This window comes from Massilia aurea, assembly GCF_040790145.1.
Taxonomy (GTDB): Bacteria; Pseudomonadota; Gammaproteobacteria; order Burkholderiales; family Burkholderiaceae_D; genus Telluria; species Telluria aurea_C.
This window is the reverse complement of the sequence record NZ_JBFMMP010000001.1, coordinates 586,417-609,303: the sequence shown is the minus strand read 5'-3', so window position 1 is coordinate 609,303 and position 22,887 is coordinate 586,417. Positions and strand designations below refer to the sequence as shown.

Genomic DNA, 22,887 nt, shown 5'->3' with positions numbered 1-22,887 from the left:
TCCATCAACCTGGATAGTCACGCACGGTCTTGAAAAATATTTACCTGGTCGACAATCGGCGCAGTGCGCAGGAATCAGGCAGGCAATGTCGGATCAGGCCGCTTCGCGCTTGTTCGCCTCGGTGATGGTCCAGTAATAGATTGTCCGGCCATCGACGTCGACGGTTTTTTCGGCCGGCCATTCCGCCCCCATGTCGAACGCATGCGACACCACACGCGTACCCACCTTCAATTGCTTCCACAGCTGGGGGCGCAGTTTCGCGTTGATATTCGGCAGCAGGTACAGCGTCACTACGGTGGCGCTCGAGAAATCGGTCTTGAACAAGTCGCCCACGCGGAACTTGGCGCGCTCGGACACGCCGGCCTTTTTCGCGTTCTCGGTCGCTTCGGCGATGCGGGCCGGATCGATGTCGATGCCCGTTCCGCGCGCGCCGCGCGCCTTGGCAGCCGTGACGACGATGCGCCCGTCGCCGCACCCCAGGTCGAACAGCGTGTCATTCTTGCCCACCTTGGCCAGGTCGAGCATCTTGTCGACGACTTCCTGCGGCGTCGGTACATACGGCACATCGAGGCGTGGTGTCAGGACACCCGGCATGGCCAGTGCGCGCCCGATGGGGAACATCAGCGTGCCGGTGGCGGCAACGGCGGACAGCAGGATCGAGCGACGGCGGGGGGGCGGGGTCATCGGGACATCTCCTATGGTCAGGTGGGATTGGTGACGGTACTCATTGATCTTGTTGCGAGCGCAGCACGAGCAGCAGCACGGCGCCGCAAGCCAGCACTGCCACGCCGATCCACGCTGCATTCAGGCCGCCGAGCGACTGGCTGTACACGTACGACAGGCTCGACCAGAGCATATAGGCGCAACTGGCGCAGAACAGCAGCGGCAGCACGGGATACAGCGGCACCCTGAACGGGCGCGGGATGTGCGGCTCGCGCTGGCGCAGCACGAACAGCGACAGGCCGGTGAGCAGGAAGAACAGCCAGAACACGGGCGCGGTGAACTCGACCATCGCCTTGAAACCGCTACCCAATGCGGCGCCTACCGCAACAAGCGCCAGCGCGGCGACGCACTGGACCGTCATGGCCACGGTGGGCGTGCCGCGTTCGCGGTCCCATGCGGCCAGGCGGCCCAGTTTTTTCCAGTCGAGGCCAATGGCGTAGCTGGTGCGCGCGCCGACGATCATCGTGGCGTTGATCGAGGTGAGGGCGGACACGGCGACCAGCACCGAGATGATTTTCTCGCCCGGCGCGCCAAACACGGTTTGCATGACGTCGGCCGCCACCGCTTCGGACGCCGCCATGCCCTCCATGCCGAGCACTTTCCAGTAGGCCCACGTCACCAGCAGATACAGGGCCGTGATGATCACGATGGCCGCAATCAGCGCGAGCACCATCTTGCGCGGACCGCCGCGCATCTCGGCACTGATATAGGCGGCCTCGTTCCAGCCACCGTAGGTGAGCAAAACAAACACCATCGCCATGCCGAGCGCCGCGACTTCGGGCGCCGCCGACGTGGTCGCTGCGGTGGCGCTGGCCGGTGCGGGATCGGAAAACAGCGCGGCGGCGCCGACGATGACGAGCAGGCCTAGAATCTCGGTGACCGTCAGCAAGGTCTGGGCGCCGGTGCCGGTGCGGATGCCGCGCAGGTTCAGTGCGGACAGGCCGACGATGACGGCCACCGCGTAACTCGTGCTGCCCCAGTCGCCCGGCAGGAATGTCAGTGGCACCGCCTGCTGCATGTAGTCGCCGAAGACAAAGGCAAGGAGGGCGATCGAGCCGGTGGTGATGACGGAAAACCGGGCCCAGCCGAAGAGGAAGGCGACCGAACGGCCGAAGGCGCGATGCAGGTAGTGGTAGTCGCCCCCCTGGTGGGGATAGGTGGTGGTCAGCTCGGCATAGCAGAGCGCGCCGATCAGGGACATCAAGCCGCCGAGCGCCCACAGCGTAAACATCTGCGTGGCGCCGCCGCTGAGGCTGGCGACGAGCGATGGCGCCTTGAAAATGCCGGCGCCGATGACGACGCCCACGATGACGGCGACCGCCTCGCGCAGACCGATGGTCGGGCGCGGACGGGTGTCGGCAGGCGATGCAACAGCGCGTTCAGCTTCGATGGCATCCATGGTGGACATGTCAGGATTTGCCCGATGCCTCAGGGAAGCGCCGTGCGTGGTTGGTCATGCGACGTGCTGCCGGCATGTGGCCGCGCACCCGCTGTTCATAAAAGAATGTTATCGACACCGGTGCGAGCGTGGCGCGCGATTGCCGCGTGGCTCGTGTCAATACGGTGATGATGCAAGGGAGATGCCGGAAGATGGCTGCACGAAGCGGACGGCGGCGCGGGGTGCGTCGCCGTCACTGCGATGTCATGGGCGTGTCGCAGCCGGCGCGCCGAGCCAGTCGAAGATGGCCGGCCAGAGTGTCGCATGTGCGCTACGGCCGACCAGCACGCCAACGTGTTGCAGGTTCACGCCAATGTCGCCGCGATACTGAAGCACCTGCTTGCGCTCGCTCGACGTCGCCTCGTGGAAGGGCACGACAGCGGCCGGCGGAATCACCTTGCTGCGAAAATCGACGACGCTGATCAGGGGCGAATGCAGGTCGGCCGGACCGATGGTGCGGCCGTTGATCGCCAGCTGGCCCGCCATGAACGCGTCGTTGCGGTACAGCGACTCGACGATGTCGACGAACAGCTTGCCGGGCAGCGGGAATTCATCATGGCTCCAGCGCTCGACCTGCATGTGCGTGGCCAGCGCTTTCGGGTCGAACAGCGACAGCCAGCGGTCGGTGGCGCGCTCCCAGCCGAACGCCTGCGGCTCGGCCAGTGCGCTCATCATGTTGAGAAACGCGCCCGGCACGTGCGTAAACTTGTCGGCGATGCGGCGTGCGTCGGGCGTGGCTTTGACCAGCGGCGCGAAGCAGCAGGCGCTCGGCTCGAAGCGCAGGGGCGATTCGAGCAGCACGGTTGCCGCGACGCGCTCGGGATGCAAGGCGCTGTAGATCGCCGCGAGGATGCCGCCGAGCGAGTGGCCGACGATCGTCAGCGTTGCTGCGCCGCTGTCGGCCTGGATGGCGCGTTGGCAGCGCGTGAGCATGCGGTCGCCATAGTCGGCCAGGCCGACTGCCGGGTCGCCATCCGGCATCGGCAACCATTCGGCCAGGTACACGCGGTAGCCGCGCTCTTGCCAGCGCTGCACGACGCTGATCTCGGGCGCGAGGTCCCAGATATAGGCGCGCTTGATGGGCGCGGGCACCAGCAGCACCGCCGGCCCGCTGGCGGCGACGGGATCGTAGCGGCGCAAGTTGACACCTGTTTCGGTCAGGACGACCGTGAACGGCGTTTCTTGCGGGCCGTGGCCGGCGCGCTCAAGCTGCCGGCCACGTTCCTGGCGGCTGCGATCCATATTCTTGAGAGCTTGTACCTGTTGCGGCCCCAAGGTAGTCCAGTTGCTGGCGTACATGGCGATCCCATCGAATTGGCGACCATGGAACTGTACGCCCATTGACGCGCTGCGCCAATACTACAAGTACCTGACCCACGCCTTCCCGCTGTCGCGCTTGTATTGCCCAAACCGTCTGGTCGGCCAGTACAGCAGCACCGCCAGCAAGACCGAGCCGAGCCACACCTGCCACACATGATCGATGTCGGCGCGCGGCACGCCAAGCACAAACGCGGCGGCGCGCTGCGCGGCCAGCAGCAGGTACAGGTGCGCGATGTAGAAGAACAGCGGCGCGCCGCCGAACACCGCGCACACGCGTACCCAGCCGGCATCGATCCGCTCGATCCAGGCCAGCACCAGCACGCCCACGCCAAGGGTCAGCAGCAAAAAGTCCAGCGACGGCGGATACTTGGTGAAATTCAGCCACGACATCGCGCTGCGCAGCAGCGTGTCGTGCGGCGCCCATGGCAGCGTCTCGCCGTAGATGTTCCAGGTGCGCAGCACCGCGAGCAGCAGCAGGCTGGCCACGCCGGCAATCACCAGCCAGCGCCGGCGCTGTGCAGGCAGCATGGCGCGCGCATACAGCGGGCCGCAGGCGTAACCAAGCAGGATCACGCCGATCCAGGCCAGCAGCGGATAGCTGATGCGCACGCGCACCGGGTCTTGTATCAGATAGCCGCGCTGCTCGAGGATGGTCCAGGCGCTGGCGGCCCAGGTATCGGGCGCGAACGACACGCCAGACAATGCGTTGTGGCCGAACACGATCGCCGCGCCGACGGTCGCCAGCAGCATCAGGGGCAAGCGGTGCAGCAAGGCCAGGGCCAGCATCGACAGGCCGATCGCCCACATCACCTGCAGATACACGGTTTGCGGCGTGAAGGTGCCGGTCCAGGCAAAGTTGATGACCACGATCTCGAGCAGGATCAAAAATATGCCGCGCTTGGCCAGGAAGCCCGTCGCGCTGCGCGCACCGCTCGCCGGATTGGCGTACAGCCAGGCCGACAGGCCGGTGAGGAACACGAACATCGGCGCGCAGAAATGCGCGGCCAGGCGCGAGAAGAACAGGGCCGGGTCGGTGGTCGCGGCATCCATCGGGTCGCTGACCTGGTGCTGCAGATAGAAGGTTTCGCGGACGTGGTCGATCGTCATGATCAGCATGACGAGACCGCGCACGACGTCAATCGAGGCGATGCGTTGGCTTGGGATTTTCACTGGCTTCATTCCTGTTACAGAACCCGGCATTGTACCGTGCGCTGTCACCGGCAAGTCCCGCCTCTGGCATACTTGGCTGATCATCCACGACGAAAGGGCAGGATATTTACCGATGAAACCGAGCATTCTTGTATTGGGCAGCGTGTGGTCGAACGACGTGCGCGAACAGATCACGCAGGCCTTCGACTGTCACTTCATGGCCGCCATCCCGCAGGCGGGCGAGCCGGCGTTCGACGCGATCGCCCACGGCATTCGCGGCGTCCTCACCACCGGCACGGTGGGCGTGACGCCAGCGCTGGTGGCCAGCCTGCCGGCGCTTGACATCGTCACGGTGCATGGCGTCGGCGTTGACGCGGTGCCGCTGGCGCTGCTGGCCGAAAAGGGCATCCACGTGACCAACACGCCGGATGTGCTGACCGACGACGTGGCCGATTTCGCCGTCACCCTCTTGCTGTCCACCGTGCGCCGCCTGCCGCTGCTCGATCGCCACGTGCGCACCGGTGGTTGGGCGGCCAAGGCGCCGATGGCGCACATGCAGGCACGCGCTTTGAAGGGCAAGGTCGCCGGCATCGTCGGGTTCGGGCGCATCGGGCAAGCCGTCGCCGGGCGCCTGCAAGGTTTCGGATTGCAGATCCGTTACTACCAGCGCAGCCCCGGCCCGGCGCCGGAGCAGCGTAGCGATTCGCTGCTGGCGCTGGCGCAAGAGAGCGATATGCTGGTGCTGTGCATGCCGGGCGGCGCCGACACCGAGGGCATGATCGACCAGGCGATCATCGAGGCGCTGGGGCCGGAGGGCACCTTGATCAACATCGCGCGCGGCACCGTGGTCGACGAGGCGGCCCTGGTCACGGCGCTGCAGGATGGGCGTCTGGGCGCTGCGGGCCTGGACGTGTTCGAACACGAGCCGCAGGTGCCTGACGCGCTGCTGGCGCTGGACAACGTGGTGCTCACGCCGCACGTGGGCAGCTTCACCTTCGAGGCGCGGCGGGCGATGGGCCAGCTGGCGGTCGACAATCTGCGGGCGCACTTTGCCGGCAAGCCGCTGCCGACGCCGGTGGGCTGAGGCGGCCAATGAGCGGCGGGGCTGGCCGGCGATTGCTGTATCATCCCCGTCCTGAAAACGAAAGTCTCACATGCTCATCATCACCATCAAGCAGGGCAAGGAAAAAGCCCTGCTCGCCGGCGACCCGTGGATTTACCTGTCGGCCGTCGAAAAAGTCGACGGCAAGGGCCACGAGCGCAACAAGCCGGGCATCACCGCCATCGTGCAAACGTCCACGCGCCAGTTCATCGGCCGCGCCGCCTACAACGCCAAGTCGCAGATCGTCGGGCGCATGTGGTCCCTGCGCGAGGACGAACCGGTCGACCACGCAATGATCAAGCGCCGCGTGCAAGCGGCCATCGACAAGCGCGCCGCCGTGCTGCGCGTCGCCGATCCGCAGGCGCTCGTCCAGCTGATCGATGGTGAAAAAGATGGTTTGCCGGGTCTGCAGGTGCACGGGTATGGTGGCGCGGATGGGTATCTGATCTGCCAGTTCAACGCCGCCGGCGTCGACATGTGGAAGGTGCCGGTCGTGCAGGCGCTGCTCAAGGCCACCGGCTGCCGCAACGTCTACGAACGCAGCGACCCGCTGGTGCGGCAGGGCGAAGGGTTGTCGAATACGCCGGGCGCGCTGGCCGGCGACGAACCGCCTGACCGCCTGATGGTGCGCGACGGCAAACGCCCGGTGCCGATGGATATCGCCACCGGATTTACCTATCCACGCTGAGCGGCTGCCGGATCAGTCCAGCCGCTCGTGATGGTCGGCCACGCCGCGCTTCCAGTAGGCCGACACCTTGGCCGCCTGGCGCGGCATGCCCTTGGCGATCAAGAGTTCGCGCACGCGCGCCATCAGCGCCGCTTCGCCACCGCCCCAGGCCAGCCCGGCCCCAGGCTGCAGCGGCAAGTCTGTCAGCACCTGCAGCAGTTCGTCTTCACTTGCGACCCAGTGGATATCGGCATGCGCCTGGGTGGCGAACGTGCGGCGGTCCGGCGTATCGACCAGCAACACTGCCTGCACGCGTGCAGCGGCCGGCAATTCTTCGAGCCGGCGCGTCACGGCCGGCAGCGCGCTGTCGTCGCCGATCAGCAGGTGCCAATCCATCTGCAGCGGCAGGATCATCGAGCCGCGCGGCCCGCCGATGATGGCGCTCTGGCCGACAGTCGCATTGCGCGCCCACTCGGCTGCGCCGCCGTGGCCGTGCAGGGCGAACTCGATGTCGAGTTCGCGCGCGTCGCGGTCAAAACGGCGGGGCGTGTAGTCGCGCCGCACCTGCTCGCCATTGGCATCGTTGAACATGAACTTGACATGGTCGTCGAACGACAGCGAGGTGAAGTCAGCCAGCGCCTCGCCGTGGAAGGTGATGCTAGCAAAGCCCGGGCTCACGTGGTTGATGCGGACGACGGTGACGTCGCGCATTTTCAGGTCGTGGCGCACGCGTTCGATCGTGGGAACAAGAGATTCAATCATGCTACACTCCGGGAATTAGTTGATAACGTCCACCATTATGCAAAAAGAAGTTGATAGAGTCAACCAAAAAAGCGGCGAAGATGCGCTCGAGGTGATGCACGCGATCGTGCACCTGTACCGCTCGCAGCAGATGCGCGGCCTGCGCGCCGGCCCGCAAGCGGGTTCGCAAGAACTGGCGCACATGGACATCAAGGTGCTGCGGTTTTTCGGCCGCCATCCGGGTGCGACGCAGAGCGACCTCGTCGCGCATTCAGGGCGCGACAAGGCGCAGGTGGCGCGCCTGATCAAGGGTTTGCGCGATGCGGGCATGCTCGACGCGACTGCCGATGAAGCGGACCGGCGCAGCACACGGCTGGCGCTGAGCAGTGCGGGGCAGGCGGTGGTGGGGGAGTTGCAGCGCCAGAGCGGCGAATTGGGGGCGGTGGCCCTGGCCGGGCTGGCCCGGGAAGAGCAGGCCCAGCTCATGGCGTTGCTGGCGCGAGTACGGGAAAACCTGGTGGGGTTGGCGGCGCCAAAGACGCGTTGACCTAACAGCGTTGGCGGCTGCGCCGCCGACGCGCCGATAGTCAGCGGTCGATAGTTAGCGGCAAGATCGTCCAGCGACCAATGGCCGCCAACGCGCCGCGATTACTCCACCCAGCCAAACCCGTCGCGCGCCAAGAGCGCGAACGATTCCGGCGGCCCCCACGAACCGGCCGCGTACGCATGCGGCTTCTCGCCCAGCGTCTCCCAGCCGTTGATGATCGGCTCGACCCATTCCCACGCCGCCTCGAGTTCATCGCGGCGCATGAAGTGCGTCAGGCGCCCGCGCACGACGTCGATCAGCAAACGCTCATACGCTTCGGCGCGGCGCTGCTCGAACGCCGACTGCAAATCGAGGTTCAGCGCGACCTGCTGCATCTGCATCCCGCTGCCCGGCTGCTTGGCAAAGATCTGCAGCTTGATCGCTTCTTCGGGTTGCAGCTCGATGACGAGCCGATTGGCGACGCCGCCCGGGGTCTCGGGGAAAAGCGGGAACGGCGGATTGGCGAACTCGATCACGATTTTCGAGGAACGACGCGCCATGCGCTTGCCGGTACGAAGATAGAACGGCACCTTCGACCAGCGCCAGGTATCGATGTGCGCGCGCAGGGCGACGAAGGTCTCGGTGTGGCTGTTGGCCGGCACGTTGCTCTCTTCGTGGTAACCCTTCGCCTCTTGGTTGCCGCTCACGCCATGCGCATACTGCCCGCGCACGGTGTCGCGCGCGATGTCGGCCAGGCCCATGCGGCGCAGCGAGCGCAGCACCTTGAGCTTTTCGTCGCGCACAGCGTCCGGCGAGAGCGACGTTGGCGGCTCCATTGCCACGATGCACAGCAATTGCATCAGATGGTTCTGCACCATGTCGCGCATGGCGCCGGCGCTGTCGTAGAAGCCTGCGCGGCTGCCCACGCCCACTTCTTCGGCCACCGTGATCTGCACGCTGGCGATGTTCGGCGCGCGCCACAGCGGCTCCAGGATCGAGTTCCCGAAGCGCAGCACCATCAGGTTCTGCACCGTCTCTTTACCCAGGTAATGGTCGATGCGGTAGATCTGCGACTCGGCGAAATGCTTGCCGACCGCCTCGTTGATCTCCACGGCCGACGCCAGGTCGCGGCCCAGCGGTTTCTCGAGCACCACGCGGGCGTTGGCGTCGACCAGGCCGGTGGCGGCGAGCTTGTCGCAGATGGTGGTAAACAGCGATGGCGCGGTCGCAAGATAGAACACGCGCTGGGCGCCGTCGCGGGAGGCGTCGCGCAAGGTGTCGAAGATCGGCGCCGCGGCCACGTCGACTTTCACGTAGACCAGCAGATCGAGGAAGCCCGTCCAGCTCTTTTCGTTAAAATTTTCGGCGGTGATGAACGAGCGCGAATGCTCTTCGATAAAGGCGAGATAGGCCGCGCGGTCATAGTCCTGGCGGCCGGTCGACAGGATGCGCGTCGATGGCGGCAGATTGCCGTGCAGGTAAGCCATGTACAGCGCAGGCAGCAGCTTGCGCATGGCTAGGTCGCCCATGCCGCCGAAGATGGTCATGTCGAGGGGGAGGCCGTTGTCAATCTCGGTCGAAGTGCTCATGGGTCTTTCGCTGGCAGGTTGTCGGGAGCGCGTGCGCCGTAGGTCTTGAGATTGTAGCGTAACTGACGCCCGACTTGGATTCCCGCCTCCGCGGGAATGACGTGGCGGCGGGCTCGTACCTGCGAAAGAAAAACCCGCGCAAGCGCGGGCCCAAGGACGCTGGAAAGCGGTCGGTCAGAACTTGTAACGCAGCCCGAACAGATACTCGCGGCCGGTGACATTGTTGACCACCACGCTGTTGCGCGTCCGGCTGATGAACTGGTCGCTTTCTTCGTTGGTCAGGTTGACGCCTTCGAGCGTGAACTCGAGGTTCTCGTTGACCTTGTACGACACCGACAGGTCGACGTTGAACGTTTCGTTCTTGCCCTCGACGTCGTTGTTGTTCTGGCCCGGCACGCGGGTGACGAAGCCCGAGCGCTTGGCGCCCGAGACGCGTGCACTGAACTTGCCGTCGTCGTAGAAGAAGGTGGCGTTCCAGGCTTTTGGCGACAGGTTCAGCAAGTCGTCGATGATCTTCGCGTCGCTGGTCGGCGAGACCAGGTACTCGATCTTCGAACTCACCTTGGTGTAGTTCAGCAGCGTGCCGAAGTTCTTGCCCCAGCCGGGCAGGAACGTGAACGGCTGCTGGTAGCTGATCTCGAAGCCTTTCAGCTTGCCGCCGTCGGTATTCACCGGCGCCGTCAGCTGGAACACTTCTTCACCGGTGAAGTTGGCCGGCAGGAGCGAGAGCGGCAGGCCTGAATCCCTGAACGCCACGTTGGTGCGCAAGCTCTGGATATAGGTGTCGATGTTTTTCTGGAACAGGCCCAGGCCCACGAACGCCTTGTTCTTGAAGTAGTACTCGAAGCTGGTGTCGAACGTCTTCGCGCGGAACGGCTTGAGGAACGGGTTGCCGGTGTTGATCGACAGGTTGCCGGTGGTGGCGATGCTGCCGCCCGGTGACAAGAAGCCCAGTTGCGGCCGGGTCATCACCTTGGCGGCGCCGACGCGTACGATGAATTCATCGGTCAGGTTCGCGGTCAGGTTGAACGATGGCAGCGTGTCCTTGTAGTCGTGCTCGACCTTGACTGCGGTGCCGCCGCCGGCGGCCTGGTAGCCGAGCGTTTCGAGTTCGGTCTTCACGTGGCGCACGCCGAAATTGCCGCGCAGCGGGATGTTCCACAGGTCGTAGCGGAACTCGCCCATCAGATACAGGCCGTCGCTCTTCTCGGTGACCGAGCGGTTGTTGCCGCGTGCATTGCCGTTTTCAATGGACGACAGGGTGAAGTCGCCCGGGCCGCCGGCAGGGCCGCTCTTGATGCAGTTGCAGTAGATGTCGTAGGCGGCGGCGATGGCTTGCAGGTTCGGGATCACCCAGCCGGTCGGGCTGCCGGCCGGCATGCCGAAGTTGCTGCCGAAGCCGCTGATATTGCTCGTCAGGCCGGTGGCGCCTGCGGGCGGCGCGAAGATCGTGTCGTTCTGGTTGACGCGGCGAAATTCATAGGTATCCGACGAATACTTCTTGCTGTTGACGCCGCCCTTGAAGCTGAAGATATCGCTCGCTTCCCAGGCCAGGTCGAACTGGGCGACGTTGTTGACGTTGTCGGTGCCCTGCGGCCGAATCCGGATCTCGCTGGTCGTGGTGTTAGGCACCGTGGTCGGCTGGGTGCCGCTGGCCACTTGTGGCACACCGATCAGGCCGAGCGTGCCGCCATTCACATCGAACGGATAGCTGATCACCGGACGGCGGCTGTCGTTGCGGAAGTCGATGCTGTAATTGTCGACATTGAGCGCGTCGAGCGTGACCGTGGTCTGGACCGGATTGCGGAACTTCGACTCGGCGCGGCCATACTTGGCGCTCATGCTCAGCGTGTCGCTGAGCTTGTGTTCGAGGGTCAGCGTTGGCTGGGTGAACGTGGTTTTCAGTTCATCGTAGCGCTGCTCGGAACGGATATCGACGTTGTTGTAGCGGCCGTACAGCAGCGAGCCGTTCTGGTCGTATTCGGCTTCGAGCACGCCGACCTGCGGCTTGCCGCCCTGGCTGGCGCTGCGGCTGAACGATGTCGCCTGCAAGAAGTCTTCCTGGCGCGTGGCGTCGAGCTTCGAGTACAGCATGTCGAAGGTCAGCAGGGTGCCTTGCTGCGGACGCCATTGCACCGAACCGGTCAGGCCCAGGCGGTCCTGGTCGTGGGTCAGGCGGCCATAGCGCGGCAGGCGCGGATGGAAGTTGTTCGGATCGCTGGCGGCATTGTAGGCGGCGATATTGGCCGGCGTGTTCGGCAGCCGTTCGGCGCCCTGCGCGGCCGGGCCGCAGGTGGTCGCCGTGGAGTTGGCCGGGTTGGCGGCCATGCCTTGCGGTGCGCACCAGCCGCCCGACGATGGGCCGTTATCCCAGCGCACCGAGCTGAAGCCATCTTCGAGCACGCGGCGTTTGGAGTAAGCGCCCGATACCAGTACGCCAACCTTGCGGTCGAAGAAGGTATTCGAAATCATGAATGCGCCGCGCGGATCGGTTTTCTCCGAGCCGTCGTTGTACTTGCCCTTGAGCGCCACGGTGGCATTGAAGCCGCGCAGGTCGAACGGGCGCAGGGTCTGCAGGTCGACGGTGGCGCCGAGCGAGCCTTCATCGACGTCGGCCGAGGAGCTCTTGCGCACCGTGAGGGCGCTGAACAGTTCCGAGGCGAACACATTGAAGTCGAAGCCGCGGCCGCGATTCGTGCCGCCCGAGCTGTCGGTGCCGCCGGTGGTGGCCAGGCCTTCGATACCGTTGATGCGCACGCGGGTAAAGTCCTGGCCGAGGCCGCGCACCGTGATCGAACGGCCTTCGCCGGCGTCGCGGTCGATGACCACGCCCGGCACGCGCTGCAGCGACTCGGCCAGGTTCGTATCGGGGAACTTGCCCATGTCTTCCGACTTGATGACGTCGACGATGCCGCTGTCCTGGCGCTTGGCATTCAGGGCAGATTCGAGCGAGGCGCGCAGGCCGGTGACGACCACCGTTTGCGCTGCGCCGGTGCCCGCCGGGGTGGCTGCAACCTCCTGGGCAAAGGCGGGGCCCAGCGACATGGCGGACACCGAAGCGGTGCCCAGCAGGCATAGGGTGAGTTTGCGCAGCGATGCGCGGTGCGGATGTTGGTTCATGCTGTCTCCATGCGTTTTTATCGAGGTGGACATCGTGTGGTCCACCGGCGCTGCATTTGCTTATCTGGTCAGGCCAGTTTTTGAATTCTATGTCACATCTTGCAGTTTTGGTCAGGCCAATTAAAAAATATTTTTCAGGTGGCCTGACCTGTTGCGAGTCAGGTCTTCGTGTTCAAGACCTGCTTGTAGCGCTTGCCACCAATGGTGACGTTGTCCAGCGTGATGTCGACGGCGTTGTGCAGGAACCACGGCTGGGCGGTATTGACCGGCGTGCCGAAATCGGAATCGCTGATGCGCACGCGGGCGATCGGCGGGATGGCCGTGCCGGGCTTGCCGTTGAAGCTCGACGCGACGGGCCCCAGCAGCACAAAGGCCTGGTAGCACGAGAAGCTGCCCTTGCCGGTATCGACATTCCTGGCGCGCACGTTGCGGATGTCGATGTCCGATACCTGCGGCGGCCGATTGCGCATCGTGTCGTCGCCGGGCACGTAATCGCAGTCGATGGTGACGATGGCGCCGGCGCTCGAGGCCACCGGCTGCGTCAGTTCACGCGCGCCGGCGAGCGGCTTGTACATCATCGGTTCGGTCGCCACGCCATTGGGCAAGGTCACGTCGCGCACGTACAGGTGGCGCAAGAAACCGCCCCGGTTCATGTTCGTCTTGAGCCGGATCGCCGTGTTCAGCGGATCGTCTTTCCAGTGTGTGTTGCGAAACTCGAGCTGCTGCGCGTAGACGTGTTCGATCCCGCCCGCCATTTCGCTGCCGAGCGTGACCCCGCCGTGGCCGCTGTTCATCACGCAGCGCTGGATGACGATGTTGCGCGTCGGGCCATGCTGCGTATCGCGGTTCTTGCCGGCCTTGATGGCGATGCAGTCGTCGCCGTTGTTGAAGTGGCACTCGTCGACCAGCACGCCGTCGCAGGCTTCCGGGTCGAACCCGTCGCTGTTCGGGCCCAGGCTTTCCATGTTCACGCGGCGGATCAACAAATCCTTGCAATTGACCGGATGGTGCAGCCAGAACGGCGCGGCATTGACCTGGTAACCCTGCAGCAGCACCTTGCTGCAGCCAATCAGCTCGATCATGCAAGGGCGCAAAAAGTGGCCGTGGCCGAACACCCGCCGCGCGGCCGGCACGCCGGCCTCGGACAACGCGGGCAGGTAGCGCGAGTCGGTCTGCCAGCGCTCGCCGTCGCCCTGGATGCCCGCCTGCAGGCGCGCGTCGATGCCGGGGACGACCTGGTCGAGCGCGGGGTTGTTCGGATTGGCGGCCACTTCGGTGCGGCTGCGCACCGGCTTGCCGCGGCCCTTCCAGTCCCACCAGCATTCGCTGCGCTGCCCGAATTCGGCTTCGAACGGCACGCCGCCCTGGCCATTGAGGATGCTGGTCCAGTCTTCGCCGGTGAGGGCGATATTGTGCTGGTTGATCGCGTACACCATCGGCGAATAGTTCAGGCAGTCGTTGCCCTGCCAGCGCGACAGCACCAGCTTGCCGTTGGCGCCGCAGTCATGCTCGCCGTGGCGCGCATAGTGGTCGGGATTGGCCGAAAAGTGCACGCGCGCGCCGGCCGCCAGGTGCACGTGCACGTTCGAGCGCAGCACGATCGGTCCGGCGCAGTACCATTCGCCTTTCGGGATCACGACCCGCCCGCCACCCTTGGCGTGGCAGGCCGCGATGGCGGCGGCAATCGCCGGGTAGCAGTCGGGCGAGCCGTGCGCCGGCGTGTCGAGCACACCGTCGACCAGCGAGGCAACCTGGCCCTGCACCTTCACCAGCGTGGCCGACCTGGCGCCGTACGCGGTGACGTCGAAATCCTGTTTGCGAAACACCAGCGGCGTGGCGAAGCGGGCGATGATGTCGGTGGCGCGCTGCCACGGGTCGGCGGCGGCAGCGACGGCAGCGGCGGCGCTTTTCACGCCTGACAGCATCAGCGAGGCCGCAGGTACGGTGCGCAGCAGCGCGCGGCGTTTGGGGTGAAATGGCATCGTCATCCTTATTTGACCGGCTTGATGGTCACGCGCACCGGGCTGGCGTCGCGTGCGGCGATGTCGGCGGCCTGGCGTTGCCACTGTTCGCGACTGGTGATCTCGCCGGCCCGGCGCCACGCGCCGCCGGCGTAGTATCGGAGCGGCTTGCCGGGCGTGGCCTTCGCCACGATCAGTTCATTGAGCGCATCCTGGGCGAAACCTTCGGCCGATGGCAGCACCACCGCCGTGCCGAACGCGTCATTGCTGGTCTGCTCGACCCATTGCAGCAGTACCTTGCCGTCGCGGCTTGTCATGACCTTCGGGTCCTGGCCCTTGTCGCCCGGCGTCTTGTTCAGGCCCACGGCCACCGTCAACGGCCCGTCGCCGCTGGCGGTGAACGTGCTGTCGATGCGGTCGAACCAGTGGCCGGCATCGACCGTGAAGCGCTTGACTTCGCTGACCTGGCGGCCGGCGGCGTCCCATGGCGCGTAGTGCAGCTCGAACACGGTGCGGATCGGGCCGTTGGCGAGGATCTTGTAGCTCGCGTAGTTCACGCCCGGGTACAAGGTCTCGCCGCTCCAGACGCCGCTGCCGCCGGCGCCGCGCGACTTGCCGACGTTGTACATGTCCATGCCTTCGCCCTGATCCTTGTGATAATGATCGTGGCCCTTGTTGTACCAGCGGTCGACGATCGGATAGTCGACGCGCTTGAACCAGATATCCAGGCCGCTGGTCACCAGCACTTCCTTGACCACGCCGGCCGGCGCCGGCGCAGCCAGGGCCGGGCCGTAGGTGCGGTGGGCGATCTTGTCGTTCTCCCACGCGAAGTCGTCCAGGCGCTCGGGCACCTGCCGCGCGAAGGTCTTGATCGGGAAGGGCGGCGCGACGCCGTCGATGCGCTCGACGGTGAAGCTTGCGCTTTGTTCGCCAGCGGCAAAGCTGTGCTGGAACAGCAGTTCGCCGTAGGCCACGCCTTCGTTCTTCGGGTCTTTCGCCTGCGGCGCGATATTCGTCACCTGGTGCGGCAGCACGCGGCCACGGGCATCCTTCACCGCGATCTTCTGCACCATCGCGCCGGGCAGGGCGGCGTTGACATCCTTCCACGGGATCGCGATGGTTTCCGAAGGGCGGGCGATGGACAGGTCTTGCTGGACGGTGACGGCGATGCCGTCTGCATGGGCGTGCGCCAGCGGCGCGGCCAGGACGGCTGCGAAAACGAGTTTCTTCATGTTGGTCACTCCGGGGTCAGTGGTGTTCGCGGTAGTCGGTCTGCCCGCCCTTGGGCATGTAGTGGTAGGTGCGCACCTTGTGCTGCACCTCGAACGCGGGGTTCGTCACCAGGCGAATGATCTCGGCCCCGGCCAGCAGCATCGGGCCATACCCGTGCAGGGCGTCGACGCTGGTCGGGCGGTTGTAGTAATAGACCATGTCGCCGGCCAGCGTCGTGCCCACGCAGGTACCCTCGACCTGGCCGAGCGCCGTGATGCGGGTAGAGAGTGCGTTCCAGCCTGTCTGTGCGATCGAGCCGTAGGTTGTCGGGCTGACCCAGCCCTCGTTGACGGCGTGCGCAAACACATAGGTGAAGATCGCGCTGGCCGACGTCTCCAGATACGAGTCGTTACGGTCGATCATCTGGTGCCACAGGCCGCTGCCGCTTTGCAGTTCGGCGATGCCTTTGAGCGACGCGCGCAGCTGCGCCAGCACTTTTGGATAACCCGGATGGTCTTTCGGCAACACGTCGAGCAGGTCGGACATCGCCAGCACCGCCCAGCCATTGGCGCGTGCCCAGTAGAAGCGCGGCGCGTCAGGATGGTTGGCATGCCAGCCGTGCGTATACAGGCCGAGCTGCGGATTGAACATGCGGCTCGACATGCCGATGACGTTATTCACCGCGTCGTCGAAATGTTCGCGCTTGCCGGTCAGGCGACCCATCTCGGCCAGCGCCGGGATGCTCATGTACATATCGTCGGCCCACAGCGAGACTTCCTGCGGGCGCTTGCGCGCCATCGTGCCGTCGTCGAGCCGGAACTGGCGCTTGGCGACCCAGTCGCTGCAGGTGTCGATCATGGTTTTCAGGTCCGGCCCCACCTTCGCGGCGCGGGCGCGCATCAGCGCCGCGCACATCGAGCCGGCGTCGTCGAGCGAGCGCGGATCGAGGAAGCGCGAGAAGCTGTTGGCGCGTTCGAGCTTGAACTGTTGTTCCTGCGCGCGGAAGTACGGAAGCGTTTCGGCGAAGAAGGCCAAGTGACGCTTCGTCATGCTGGTAAAGCCCGGGTCTTTCGTCACTTCCGCCGCCTTGAGCAGACCCGAATGCACGACGCCCATCTCGTAGACCTGGATGCCGTAGTCGCCAGCGCTGCGCTCGAAGATCGCGTCGGCATTCGGCGTTTTCAGGTCCGTGACCGGCTGGCCGGTGCGCTTGCTGACGATGCGCGTGGGCGTGGCGCGGTCCATGAAGGCGCGGATCGCCTGCAACTGGGCGGTGACTTCGGCCACCACCGGCTTTTTATACGGGATCGGGTAGGTGCCTTCGCCGGCATCGCCCAGATTGGTGTTGTCGGGATTGCGGTAAGGGCCCTCGGCCAGCGCAGGTGAGGTTGCGAGCGCGCAGCCCAGCAGGGCCGCAACCAGGGGTACAGCAAGGTGCAGTTTCATTTGTCTCCAATCGGCATCGTGATGTTCACTGTGATTTACCCATGTTGCTTAAATGCAGGTATCGCTCTTTTGGTCAGACCATTCTAATTTGGTCAGACCAAAATCGCAAGGTGGACTAGCCACTTTCTGATTTTGTATGGCATACTTTCGTCGAACTTCCAGACAAGGCAGACCAATGAACCAGCTCGTTCCCCGTACTATCCGCATGCAGGCCAGCGACAACGTGGCGATTGTCGCCAACGATGGTGGCCTGCCGGCCGGCACCGTCCTTGCGGACGGGCTGGTGCTGGTCGAGGGCGTGCCGCAGGGGCACAAGGTCGCGCTCGTCGACCTGCTCGACGGCGACGCCGTGATCCGTTATGGCGTCACGATCGGGTACGCCAATGGCGCCATCCCGCGCGGCAGCTGGATCTCCGAAAAAGTGCTGCACATGCCAGCGGCGCGCTCGCTCGACGACCTGCCGGTCGGCACCCACGCCGTGGCCGCGTTTCCGCCGCTCGAAGGCTATACGTTCGAGGGCTTTCGCAATCGCGATGGCTCGGTCGGCACGCGCAATGTGCTGGCCGTGACCAGCACCGTGCAATGCGTGTCGGGCGTGATCGAGCATGCCGTCAAGCGCATCAGGGCCGAGCTGCTGCCGCGTTATCCGAATGTCGACGATATCGTCTCGCTCGAGCACAACTACGGTTGCGGCGTGGCCATTGACGCGCCCGGCGCCGAGATTCCGATCCGCACGCTGCGCAATCTGTCGAAGAACCCGAATTTCGGCGACAACGTGATGGTCGTGAGCCTCGGCTGCGAGAAGCTGCCGCCAACGCGGCTGTTCCCGTCCGGCTCGATCCCCATTGGCGCAGCCGAACCGGCCGTCGTCTGCCTGCAAGACCAGCAGCACGTGGGCTTCATGTCGATGATCGACAACCTGATGGCCACCGCGCAGCGCCATCTCGAGGCGCTCAATGCGCGCCAGCGCGAAACCTGTCCGGCGTCCGAACTGGTGGTGGGCGTGCAGTGCGGCGGCAGCGATGCATTCTCCGGCGTGACCGCCAATCCGGCCGTCGGCTATGCGACCGACTTGCTGGTGCGCGCCGGCGCCGCCGTCATGTTCTCGGAAGTGACCGAGGTGCGCGACGGGATCGACCAGTTGACGGCGCGCGCCGCCACGCCCGAAGTGGCCGCGGCGATGGTGCGCGAGATGCAGTGGTATGACGATTACCTGGTGCGCGGCGGCGTCGATCGCAGCGCCAATACCACGCCCGGCAACAAGAAGGGCGGGCTGTCGAACATCGTCGAAAAGGCGATGGGCTCGATCGTCAAGTCGGGCAGCACGGCGATCACCGGCGTGCTCTCGCCCGGCGACAAGCTCAGGCAGAAGGGCCTGATCTACGCGGCCACGCCGGCGAGCGACTTCATTTGCGGTACGCTGCAGATGGCCGCCGGGATGAACGTCCACGTATTTACGACCGGACGCGGCACGCCGTATGGCCTGGCCGCCGTCCCGGTGATCAAGATGGCGACGCGCTCCGAACTGGCGCGCCGCTGGCACGACCTGATGGACGTCGACGCCGGGCGTATCGCCAGCGGCGAAGCCACCATCGAAGACGTGGGCTGGGAGCTGTTCCGCCTGATCCTCGACGTGGCCAGCGGCCGCCAGACCTGGGCCGAACAGTGGAAGTTGCATAATTCGCTTGCGCTGTTCAATCCGGCGCCAGTGACGTAATCTACAAAGAGACAACTACAGGAGACCGTGCATGGCCGAAGTTGAGAACAAAGTGGGCAAACCATTCAAACGCATCCTGCTGACCGGCGCCGCCGGCGGGCTGGGCAAGGTGCTGCGCGAGCGCATCAAGCCATGGGCCGATGTGGTGCGGCTGTCGGATGTCGTCGACATGGGCGAGGCACGCGAGGGTGAAGAGATCGTCCAGTGCGACCTGGCCGACAAGGAAGCGGTGATCAAGCTGCTCGAAGGCGTCGATGCGGTGCTGCACTTCGGCGGCATCTCCACCGAAAAGGCGTTCGAGCCGATCATGCAGGCCAATATCCTGGGCGTGGCCAATCTGTACGAGGCGCTGCACAAGGCCGGCACGAAGCGCGTGATCTTCGCCAGCTCGAACCACGCGATTGGCTACCACCGCACGACCGAGGTGCTCGATGCGAATTCGCCGACGCGCCCGGACAGCTACTACGGCCTGTCGAAGGTGTTCGGCGAGCAGATGTCGCGCTATTACCATGACCGCTTCGGCATCGAGACCGTGTGCGTGCGCATTGGCTCGAGCTTCCCCGAGCCGGCCAACAAGCGCATGATGAGCACCTATCTGTCGTATGACGACCTGACAGAACTGCTGCGCTGCGCGCTGTTTGCGCCGCGCGTGGGCCACACGATCGTGTATGGCATGTCGGACAACGACAGCGTCTGGTGGGACAACCGCCTGGTCGCGCACCTGGGCTTCAAGCCGAAGGACAGCTCGCGAAAGTTCGCGCACCTGTTCCCGGATACGGCCGAATACCCGGCGCCGGATGACGTGACGACGATCTACCAGGGCGGCAAGTTCCTGCTCGATGGCCCGCAGTACTGACGCAGGCGGCCAGGCCGTGTTGCAACGCCTCGTACTGCGCAACCAAAGCCTGGCGGCCGAGATCGTGCCGCAGATCGGCGGCGGCCTGGCGCGCCTCGACTGGCTGCGTGGCGCGCAACCGACGCCGCTGCTGCGTGGGTTGCCATCCGACTTTGTCGGCACGCCGCAGCCGGGCCAACTGGCGTGCTTTCCACTGGTGCCCTGGTCGAACCGGATTGCGCCGTCGGGCTTCATGTTCGACGACCAGCGCTACGTGCCGTCGCCGAACCGCCCGGGCGAGCCGGCCGCCATCCACGGCGATGGCTGGCAGCAGGCGTGGGACGTGCAATCGCTGACGTTCGATTCGATCCTGCTGCGCCTGACGCGACATCAGTTCGCGCCACTGGCCTATGACGCCACCTTGCGCTACACGCTCGACGACGACGCGCTCATCGTGGAACTGGCGGTGCGCAATGCCGGCAGCGTGGCCTTGCCGTTCGGCCTCGGGCTGCATCCCTGGCTGCCGGATCCGGGCGGTGCGCAGCTGCAGGCGCGGGCCGATGCGGTCTGGTTGTCCGGGCCGGACAAACTGCCGTCACAGCGCCGCGATGTGCCGCCGCACTGGGATTACCGCACGTTCGCGCCCATGCCGAAAGAAGCCGTCGACAATGTCTTCGCCGGCTGGGATGGCGTCGCGCGTGTGCGCTGGCCGGCGCGCGGCGTAGCTTTGAGCATCGATGCGGCCATGGATTACTACATCCTGTATGCGCCCCCTGGCCGCGACTTCTTTTGCTTCGAGCCGGTCGACCATCCGATCAATGCCCATAATATGCCGGGCTATCCCGGCTTGACGGTGCTGGCGCCTGGCGCCAGTGTGTCTCGTTCGGTGGTGTTCCGGGGCGCGTCGTTGTGACGCGCTGGGCACTGGCGTTCTGGCTGCTGTTGCCGGTTGCCGGCGCCAGCGGCCAGCCGTACAACGCCGAGACCACCTACCAGAAGCTCGTCAAGGATTATCCGGATATCCGCATTGCCAGCAGCACCGCGCCGGCGCCGGTGCGGGCGCGCAAGGACATCGTCTACACCCGCCGTGGCGATCTGCCTTTGGCGCTTGACCTGTACTTGCCGGCACCGGGCGACAAGCCGGCGCCGCTGGTCGTGCTGGTGCATGGCGGCGGCTGGCGCAGCGGTGACCGTACCGAGATGGCGCCGCTGGCGGCAAGGCTGGCCGCGCATAGCTATGCGGCGGCCACGGTCAGCTATCGCCTGTCGGGCCAGGCGCGTTATCCGGCGGCGATCGACGACGTCAAGGAAGCGCTGCGCTGGTTGCGCGAGCATCCCGGTGTCCATGGCGCCGACATTGGGCGGATGGCGATTGCGGGCGGGTCGGCCGGTGGGCAGATCGCGGCGCTGGTCGGCATGACAGCGCCCGGCGCCGTGCAGGCCGTGATCAATATCGACGGGTTGTCGGACTTCACGAGCGAGGAGGCGCGGCGCCATGAAGACGACCCGGCCAAGAATCCATCCGCCGCCGGCGCCTGGTTCGGCGGGCGCTACGCCGAGCAGAAGGCACTGTGGCAGGCGGCGTCACCGATCAACCATGTCAGCAAGACCAGTCCGCCGGTGCTGTTCATCGTGAGCGGCGTGCCGCGCTTTTCGGTGGGCCGCGAAGCGATGACCGCCCGGCTGCATGAGCACGGCATCGGCGCCGACACCGTCGCGCTGCCAGGCACGCCGCATTCGTTCTGGCTGTTCGATCCGTGGGTGACGCCGACCGTCGACGCGATGACCGGCTTTCTTGGCCGCGTGTTCGGCGCGGTGGCCCCGCGTGCGCCGTGGTCGCCCGACCTGGGCGATGGCCGCTATCGCAATCCGATCCTGCACGCCGATTATTCCGACCCCGACGTGATCCGGGTGGGCGAGACTTACTATATGGTCGCGTCGAGCTTTGCCAACGCGCCCGGCCTGCCGCTCCTGACATCGCGCGACATGGTGAACTGGACGCTGCAAGGCCACGCGCTGCCGCAATTGGTGCCGGACGCGCGGTTCAAGACGCCGCAGCATGGCAAGGGTGTCTGGGCGCCATGCCTGCGCTACCACGACGGCCGCTTCTGGATCTTTTACCCGGACCCTGATCAGGGCGTGTACGTCACCACGGCCACCAGTTTCGACGGCCCGTGGAGCACGCCGCACCTGCTCTTGCCGGGCAAGGGCATCATCGACCCGACACCGCTGTGGGACGACGACGGCAGCGCGTGGCTGATGCACGCATGGGCCAGGAGCCGCGCAGGCTTCAACAATGTGCTGACGCTGCGCCGGATGGCGCCGGACGGCCGCAGCCTGCTCGACCAGGCGGGCAAGATCGTCATCGACGGCAACCGGCTGCCGGCTTACCGCACGCTGGAAGGACCGAAGCTGTACCAACGCGACGGCTGGTACTACGTGTTCGCGCCGGCCGGCGGCGTCGAACATGGCTGGCAATCGGTGTTTCGCTCACGGTCGATTGCAGGGCCCTATGAAGATCGCATCGTGATGGCGCAGGGGGAAACGGCCATCAACGGCCCGCACCAGGGCGCGTGGGTGACGACGCCGCAGGGTGCCGACTGGTTCTTCCACTTCCAGGACAAGCGCGCCTATGGCCGCGTCGTGCATCTGCAGCCGATGCGCTGGCAGGATGGCTGGCCATTGATCGGCGAGCCATCAAACGCCCCGGGCGTCGGGCAGCCGGTGCTGGAGCATGCCAAGCCGGTACCCGGTGTTGTTGCGCGCCGCGAGCCGGTCGTGGGCGATGAATTCGACGGATCGACGTTGGGGCCGCAGTGGCAGTGGGCGGGCAACTGGGCGTCGAACTGGTACGCGCTCGGGGATGGGCGCCTGCGGCTGATGGCGCAGCCGACCGCGCCGGTGCGCGACTTGCCGTCGGTGCTGACCCATAAATTCGTGGCGCCCACCTTCAGCGCGACGGCTCGCGTGTCCCTCGGCGCAACCCGCGATGGCGACCAGGTCGGCTTCGGCATTGCCGCCATCGGCGACAACTGGATCGGCGTGCGGCGTGTCGATGGCGCGGCGCGCGTCGTGCTGGTTCGCTGCGGGGAGGGCGGGCCATGCACCGAGGCGCTGGGTGCGACCTTGCCTGGTTTCGCGGCCCGCTTGCGCATCGATGTCACGGATGGCGCCCGCGTGGCATTTTCTTACAGCGTTGACGATCGAAGCTTCGTGCCGCTTGGCGCACCGTTCGATGCGCGCATGGGCCGCTGGGTCGGTGCGCAACTGGCGCTGTTTGCGACCGGCGCGCCAGGATCGCATGCCGATATCGAGTACCTGCGGGTACAGCCTTGAGTACA

General features: G+C 65.6%; 17 protein-coding genes. 7 read left to right on the top strand and 10 right to left on the bottom strand.

Annotated features, from left to right (window positions below; all coding sequences use genetic code 11):
- Positions 1 to 93: 93 nt before the first annotated feature.
- The 4 genes from AB2N08_RS02570 to AB2N08_RS02555 form a co-directional block, all read right to left on the bottom strand.
- Entirely contained in the window at positions 94 to 684 is a 591-nt protein-coding gene (locus AB2N08_RS02570; protein WP_367609038.1) for an SAM-dependent methyltransferase, read from the bottom strand.
- A 40-nt stretch (positions 685 to 724) separates the two neighbouring features.
- Positions 725 to 2,131 carry an APC family permease gene (locus AB2N08_RS02565; RefSeq protein WP_367609037.1) on the bottom strand — a complete coding sequence of 469 codons (1,407 nt, stop codon included), beginning with the start codon at positions 2,129 to 2,131 and terminating at the stop codon, positions 725 to 727.
- A gap of 234 nt (positions 2,132 to 2,365) precedes the next feature.
- On the bottom strand, positions 2,366 to 3,460 hold the full coding sequence (locus tag AB2N08_RS02560) for an alpha/beta fold hydrolase (protein ID WP_367609036.1): 1,095 nt from the start codon (positions 3,458 to 3,460) through the stop codon (positions 2,366 to 2,368).
- Between the two features lie 60 nt (positions 3,461 to 3,520).
- Positions 3,521 to 4,660 (bottom strand): DUF1624 domain-containing protein, encoded by a 1,140-nt coding sequence (locus AB2N08_RS02555; protein WP_367609035.1) that lies wholly within the window; start codon positions 4,658 to 4,660, stop codon positions 3,521 to 3,523.
- 103 nt (positions 4,661 to 4,763) lie between these two features.
- Between AB2N08_RS02555 and AB2N08_RS02550 the strand changes: the two genes are divergently transcribed.
- Both AB2N08_RS02550 and AB2N08_RS02545 read left to right on the top strand, forming a co-directional pair.
- Positions 4,764 to 5,714 (top strand): 2-hydroxyacid dehydrogenase, encoded by a 951-nt coding sequence (locus AB2N08_RS02550; RefSeq protein WP_367609034.1) that lies wholly within the window; start codon positions 4,764 to 4,766, stop codon positions 5,712 to 5,714.
- 70 nt (positions 5,715 to 5,784) lie between these two features.
- Positions 5,785 to 6,420 carry an SAM-dependent methyltransferase gene (locus tag AB2N08_RS02545; protein ID WP_367609033.1) on the top strand — a complete coding sequence of 212 codons (636 nt, stop codon included), beginning with the start codon at positions 5,785 to 5,787 and terminating at the stop codon, positions 6,418 to 6,420.
- Between the two features lie 12 nt (positions 6,421 to 6,432).
- Here AB2N08_RS02545 and AB2N08_RS02540 read toward each other — a convergent pair whose 3' ends face one another.
- Positions 6,433 to 7,161, bottom strand: coding sequence for a siderophore-interacting protein (locus AB2N08_RS02540; protein WP_367609032.1), 729 nt, complete (start codon positions 7,159 to 7,161; stop codon positions 6,433 to 6,435).
- A gap of 37 nt (positions 7,162 to 7,198) precedes the next feature.
- On the opposite strand from AB2N08_RS02540, the gene AB2N08_RS02535 reads away from it, so the two are divergent.
- On the top strand, positions 7,199 to 7,687 hold the full coding sequence (locus AB2N08_RS02535; RefSeq protein ID WP_367609031.1) for a MarR family winged helix-turn-helix transcriptional regulator: 489 nt from the start codon (positions 7,199 to 7,201) through the stop codon (positions 7,685 to 7,687).
- 101 nt (positions 7,688 to 7,788) lie between these two features.
- On the opposite strand, the gene zwf is transcribed toward AB2N08_RS02535, so the two are convergent.
- The 5 genes from zwf to AB2N08_RS02510 all read right to left on the bottom strand — a co-directional run bounded on the left by zwf (position 7,789) and on the right by AB2N08_RS02510 (position 16,994).
- Entirely contained in the window at positions 7,789 to 9,255 is a 1,467-nt protein-coding gene (gene zwf, locus AB2N08_RS02530; protein ID WP_367609030.1) for a glucose-6-phosphate dehydrogenase, read from the bottom strand.
- 174 nt (positions 9,256 to 9,429) lie between these two features.
- Complete coding sequence (locus tag AB2N08_RS02525; protein ID WP_367609029.1) at positions 9,430 to 12,375, bottom strand: TonB-dependent receptor; 2,946 nt, start codon at positions 12,373 to 12,375, stop codon at positions 9,430 to 9,432.
- A 158-nt stretch (positions 12,376 to 12,533) separates the two neighbouring features.
- Positions 12,534 to 14,357 (bottom strand): glycoside hydrolase family 28 protein, encoded by a 1,824-nt coding sequence (locus AB2N08_RS02520; protein ID WP_367609028.1) that lies wholly within the window; start codon positions 14,355 to 14,357, stop codon positions 12,534 to 12,536.
- Between the two features lie 8 nt (positions 14,358 to 14,365).
- Positions 14,366 to 15,568: a DUF4861 family protein gene (locus AB2N08_RS02515; protein ID WP_367609027.1), complete on the bottom strand. Its 1,203-nt coding sequence runs from the start codon at positions 15,566 to 15,568 to the stop codon at positions 14,366 to 14,368.
- Positions 15,569 to 15,584: 16 nt separating this feature from the next.
- Positions 15,585 to 16,994 carry a glycoside hydrolase family 88/105 protein gene (locus AB2N08_RS02510; protein WP_367609026.1) on the bottom strand — a complete coding sequence of 470 codons (1,410 nt, stop codon included), beginning with the start codon at positions 16,992 to 16,994 and terminating at the stop codon, positions 15,585 to 15,587.
- 175 nt (positions 16,995 to 17,169) lie between these two features.
- Between AB2N08_RS02510 and garD the strand changes: the two genes are divergently transcribed.
- Genes garD through AB2N08_RS02490 form a run of 4 tightly spaced genes read left to right on the top strand, consistent with a single transcriptional unit; the run spans position 17,170 to position 22,882 of the window.
- On the top strand, positions 17,170 to 18,711 hold the full coding sequence (garD, locus tag AB2N08_RS02505) for a galactarate dehydratase (protein WP_367609025.1): 1,542 nt from the start codon (positions 17,170 to 17,172) through the stop codon (positions 18,709 to 18,711).
- Positions 18,712 to 18,742: 31 nt separating this feature from the next.
- Positions 18,743 to 19,567, top strand: a complete 825-nt coding sequence (locus AB2N08_RS02500) for an NAD-dependent epimerase/dehydratase family protein (RefSeq protein WP_367609024.1) — start codon at positions 18,743 to 18,745, stop codon at positions 19,565 to 19,567.
- Positions 19,551 to 20,459 carry an aldose 1-epimerase gene (locus tag AB2N08_RS02495; protein WP_367609023.1) on the top strand — a complete coding sequence of 303 codons (909 nt, stop codon included), beginning with the start codon at positions 19,551 to 19,553 and terminating at the stop codon, positions 20,457 to 20,459. Before AB2N08_RS02500 ends, AB2N08_RS02495 begins: the two co-directional genes overlap by 17 nt.
- Positions 20,456 to 22,882 carry a family 43 glycosylhydrolase gene (locus AB2N08_RS02490; protein WP_367609022.1) on the top strand — a complete coding sequence of 809 codons (2,427 nt, stop codon included), beginning with the start codon at positions 20,456 to 20,458 and terminating at the stop codon, positions 22,880 to 22,882. Before AB2N08_RS02495 ends, AB2N08_RS02490 begins: the two co-directional genes overlap by 4 nt.
- The last annotated feature ends 5 nt before the right edge of the window (positions 22,883 to 22,887 follow it).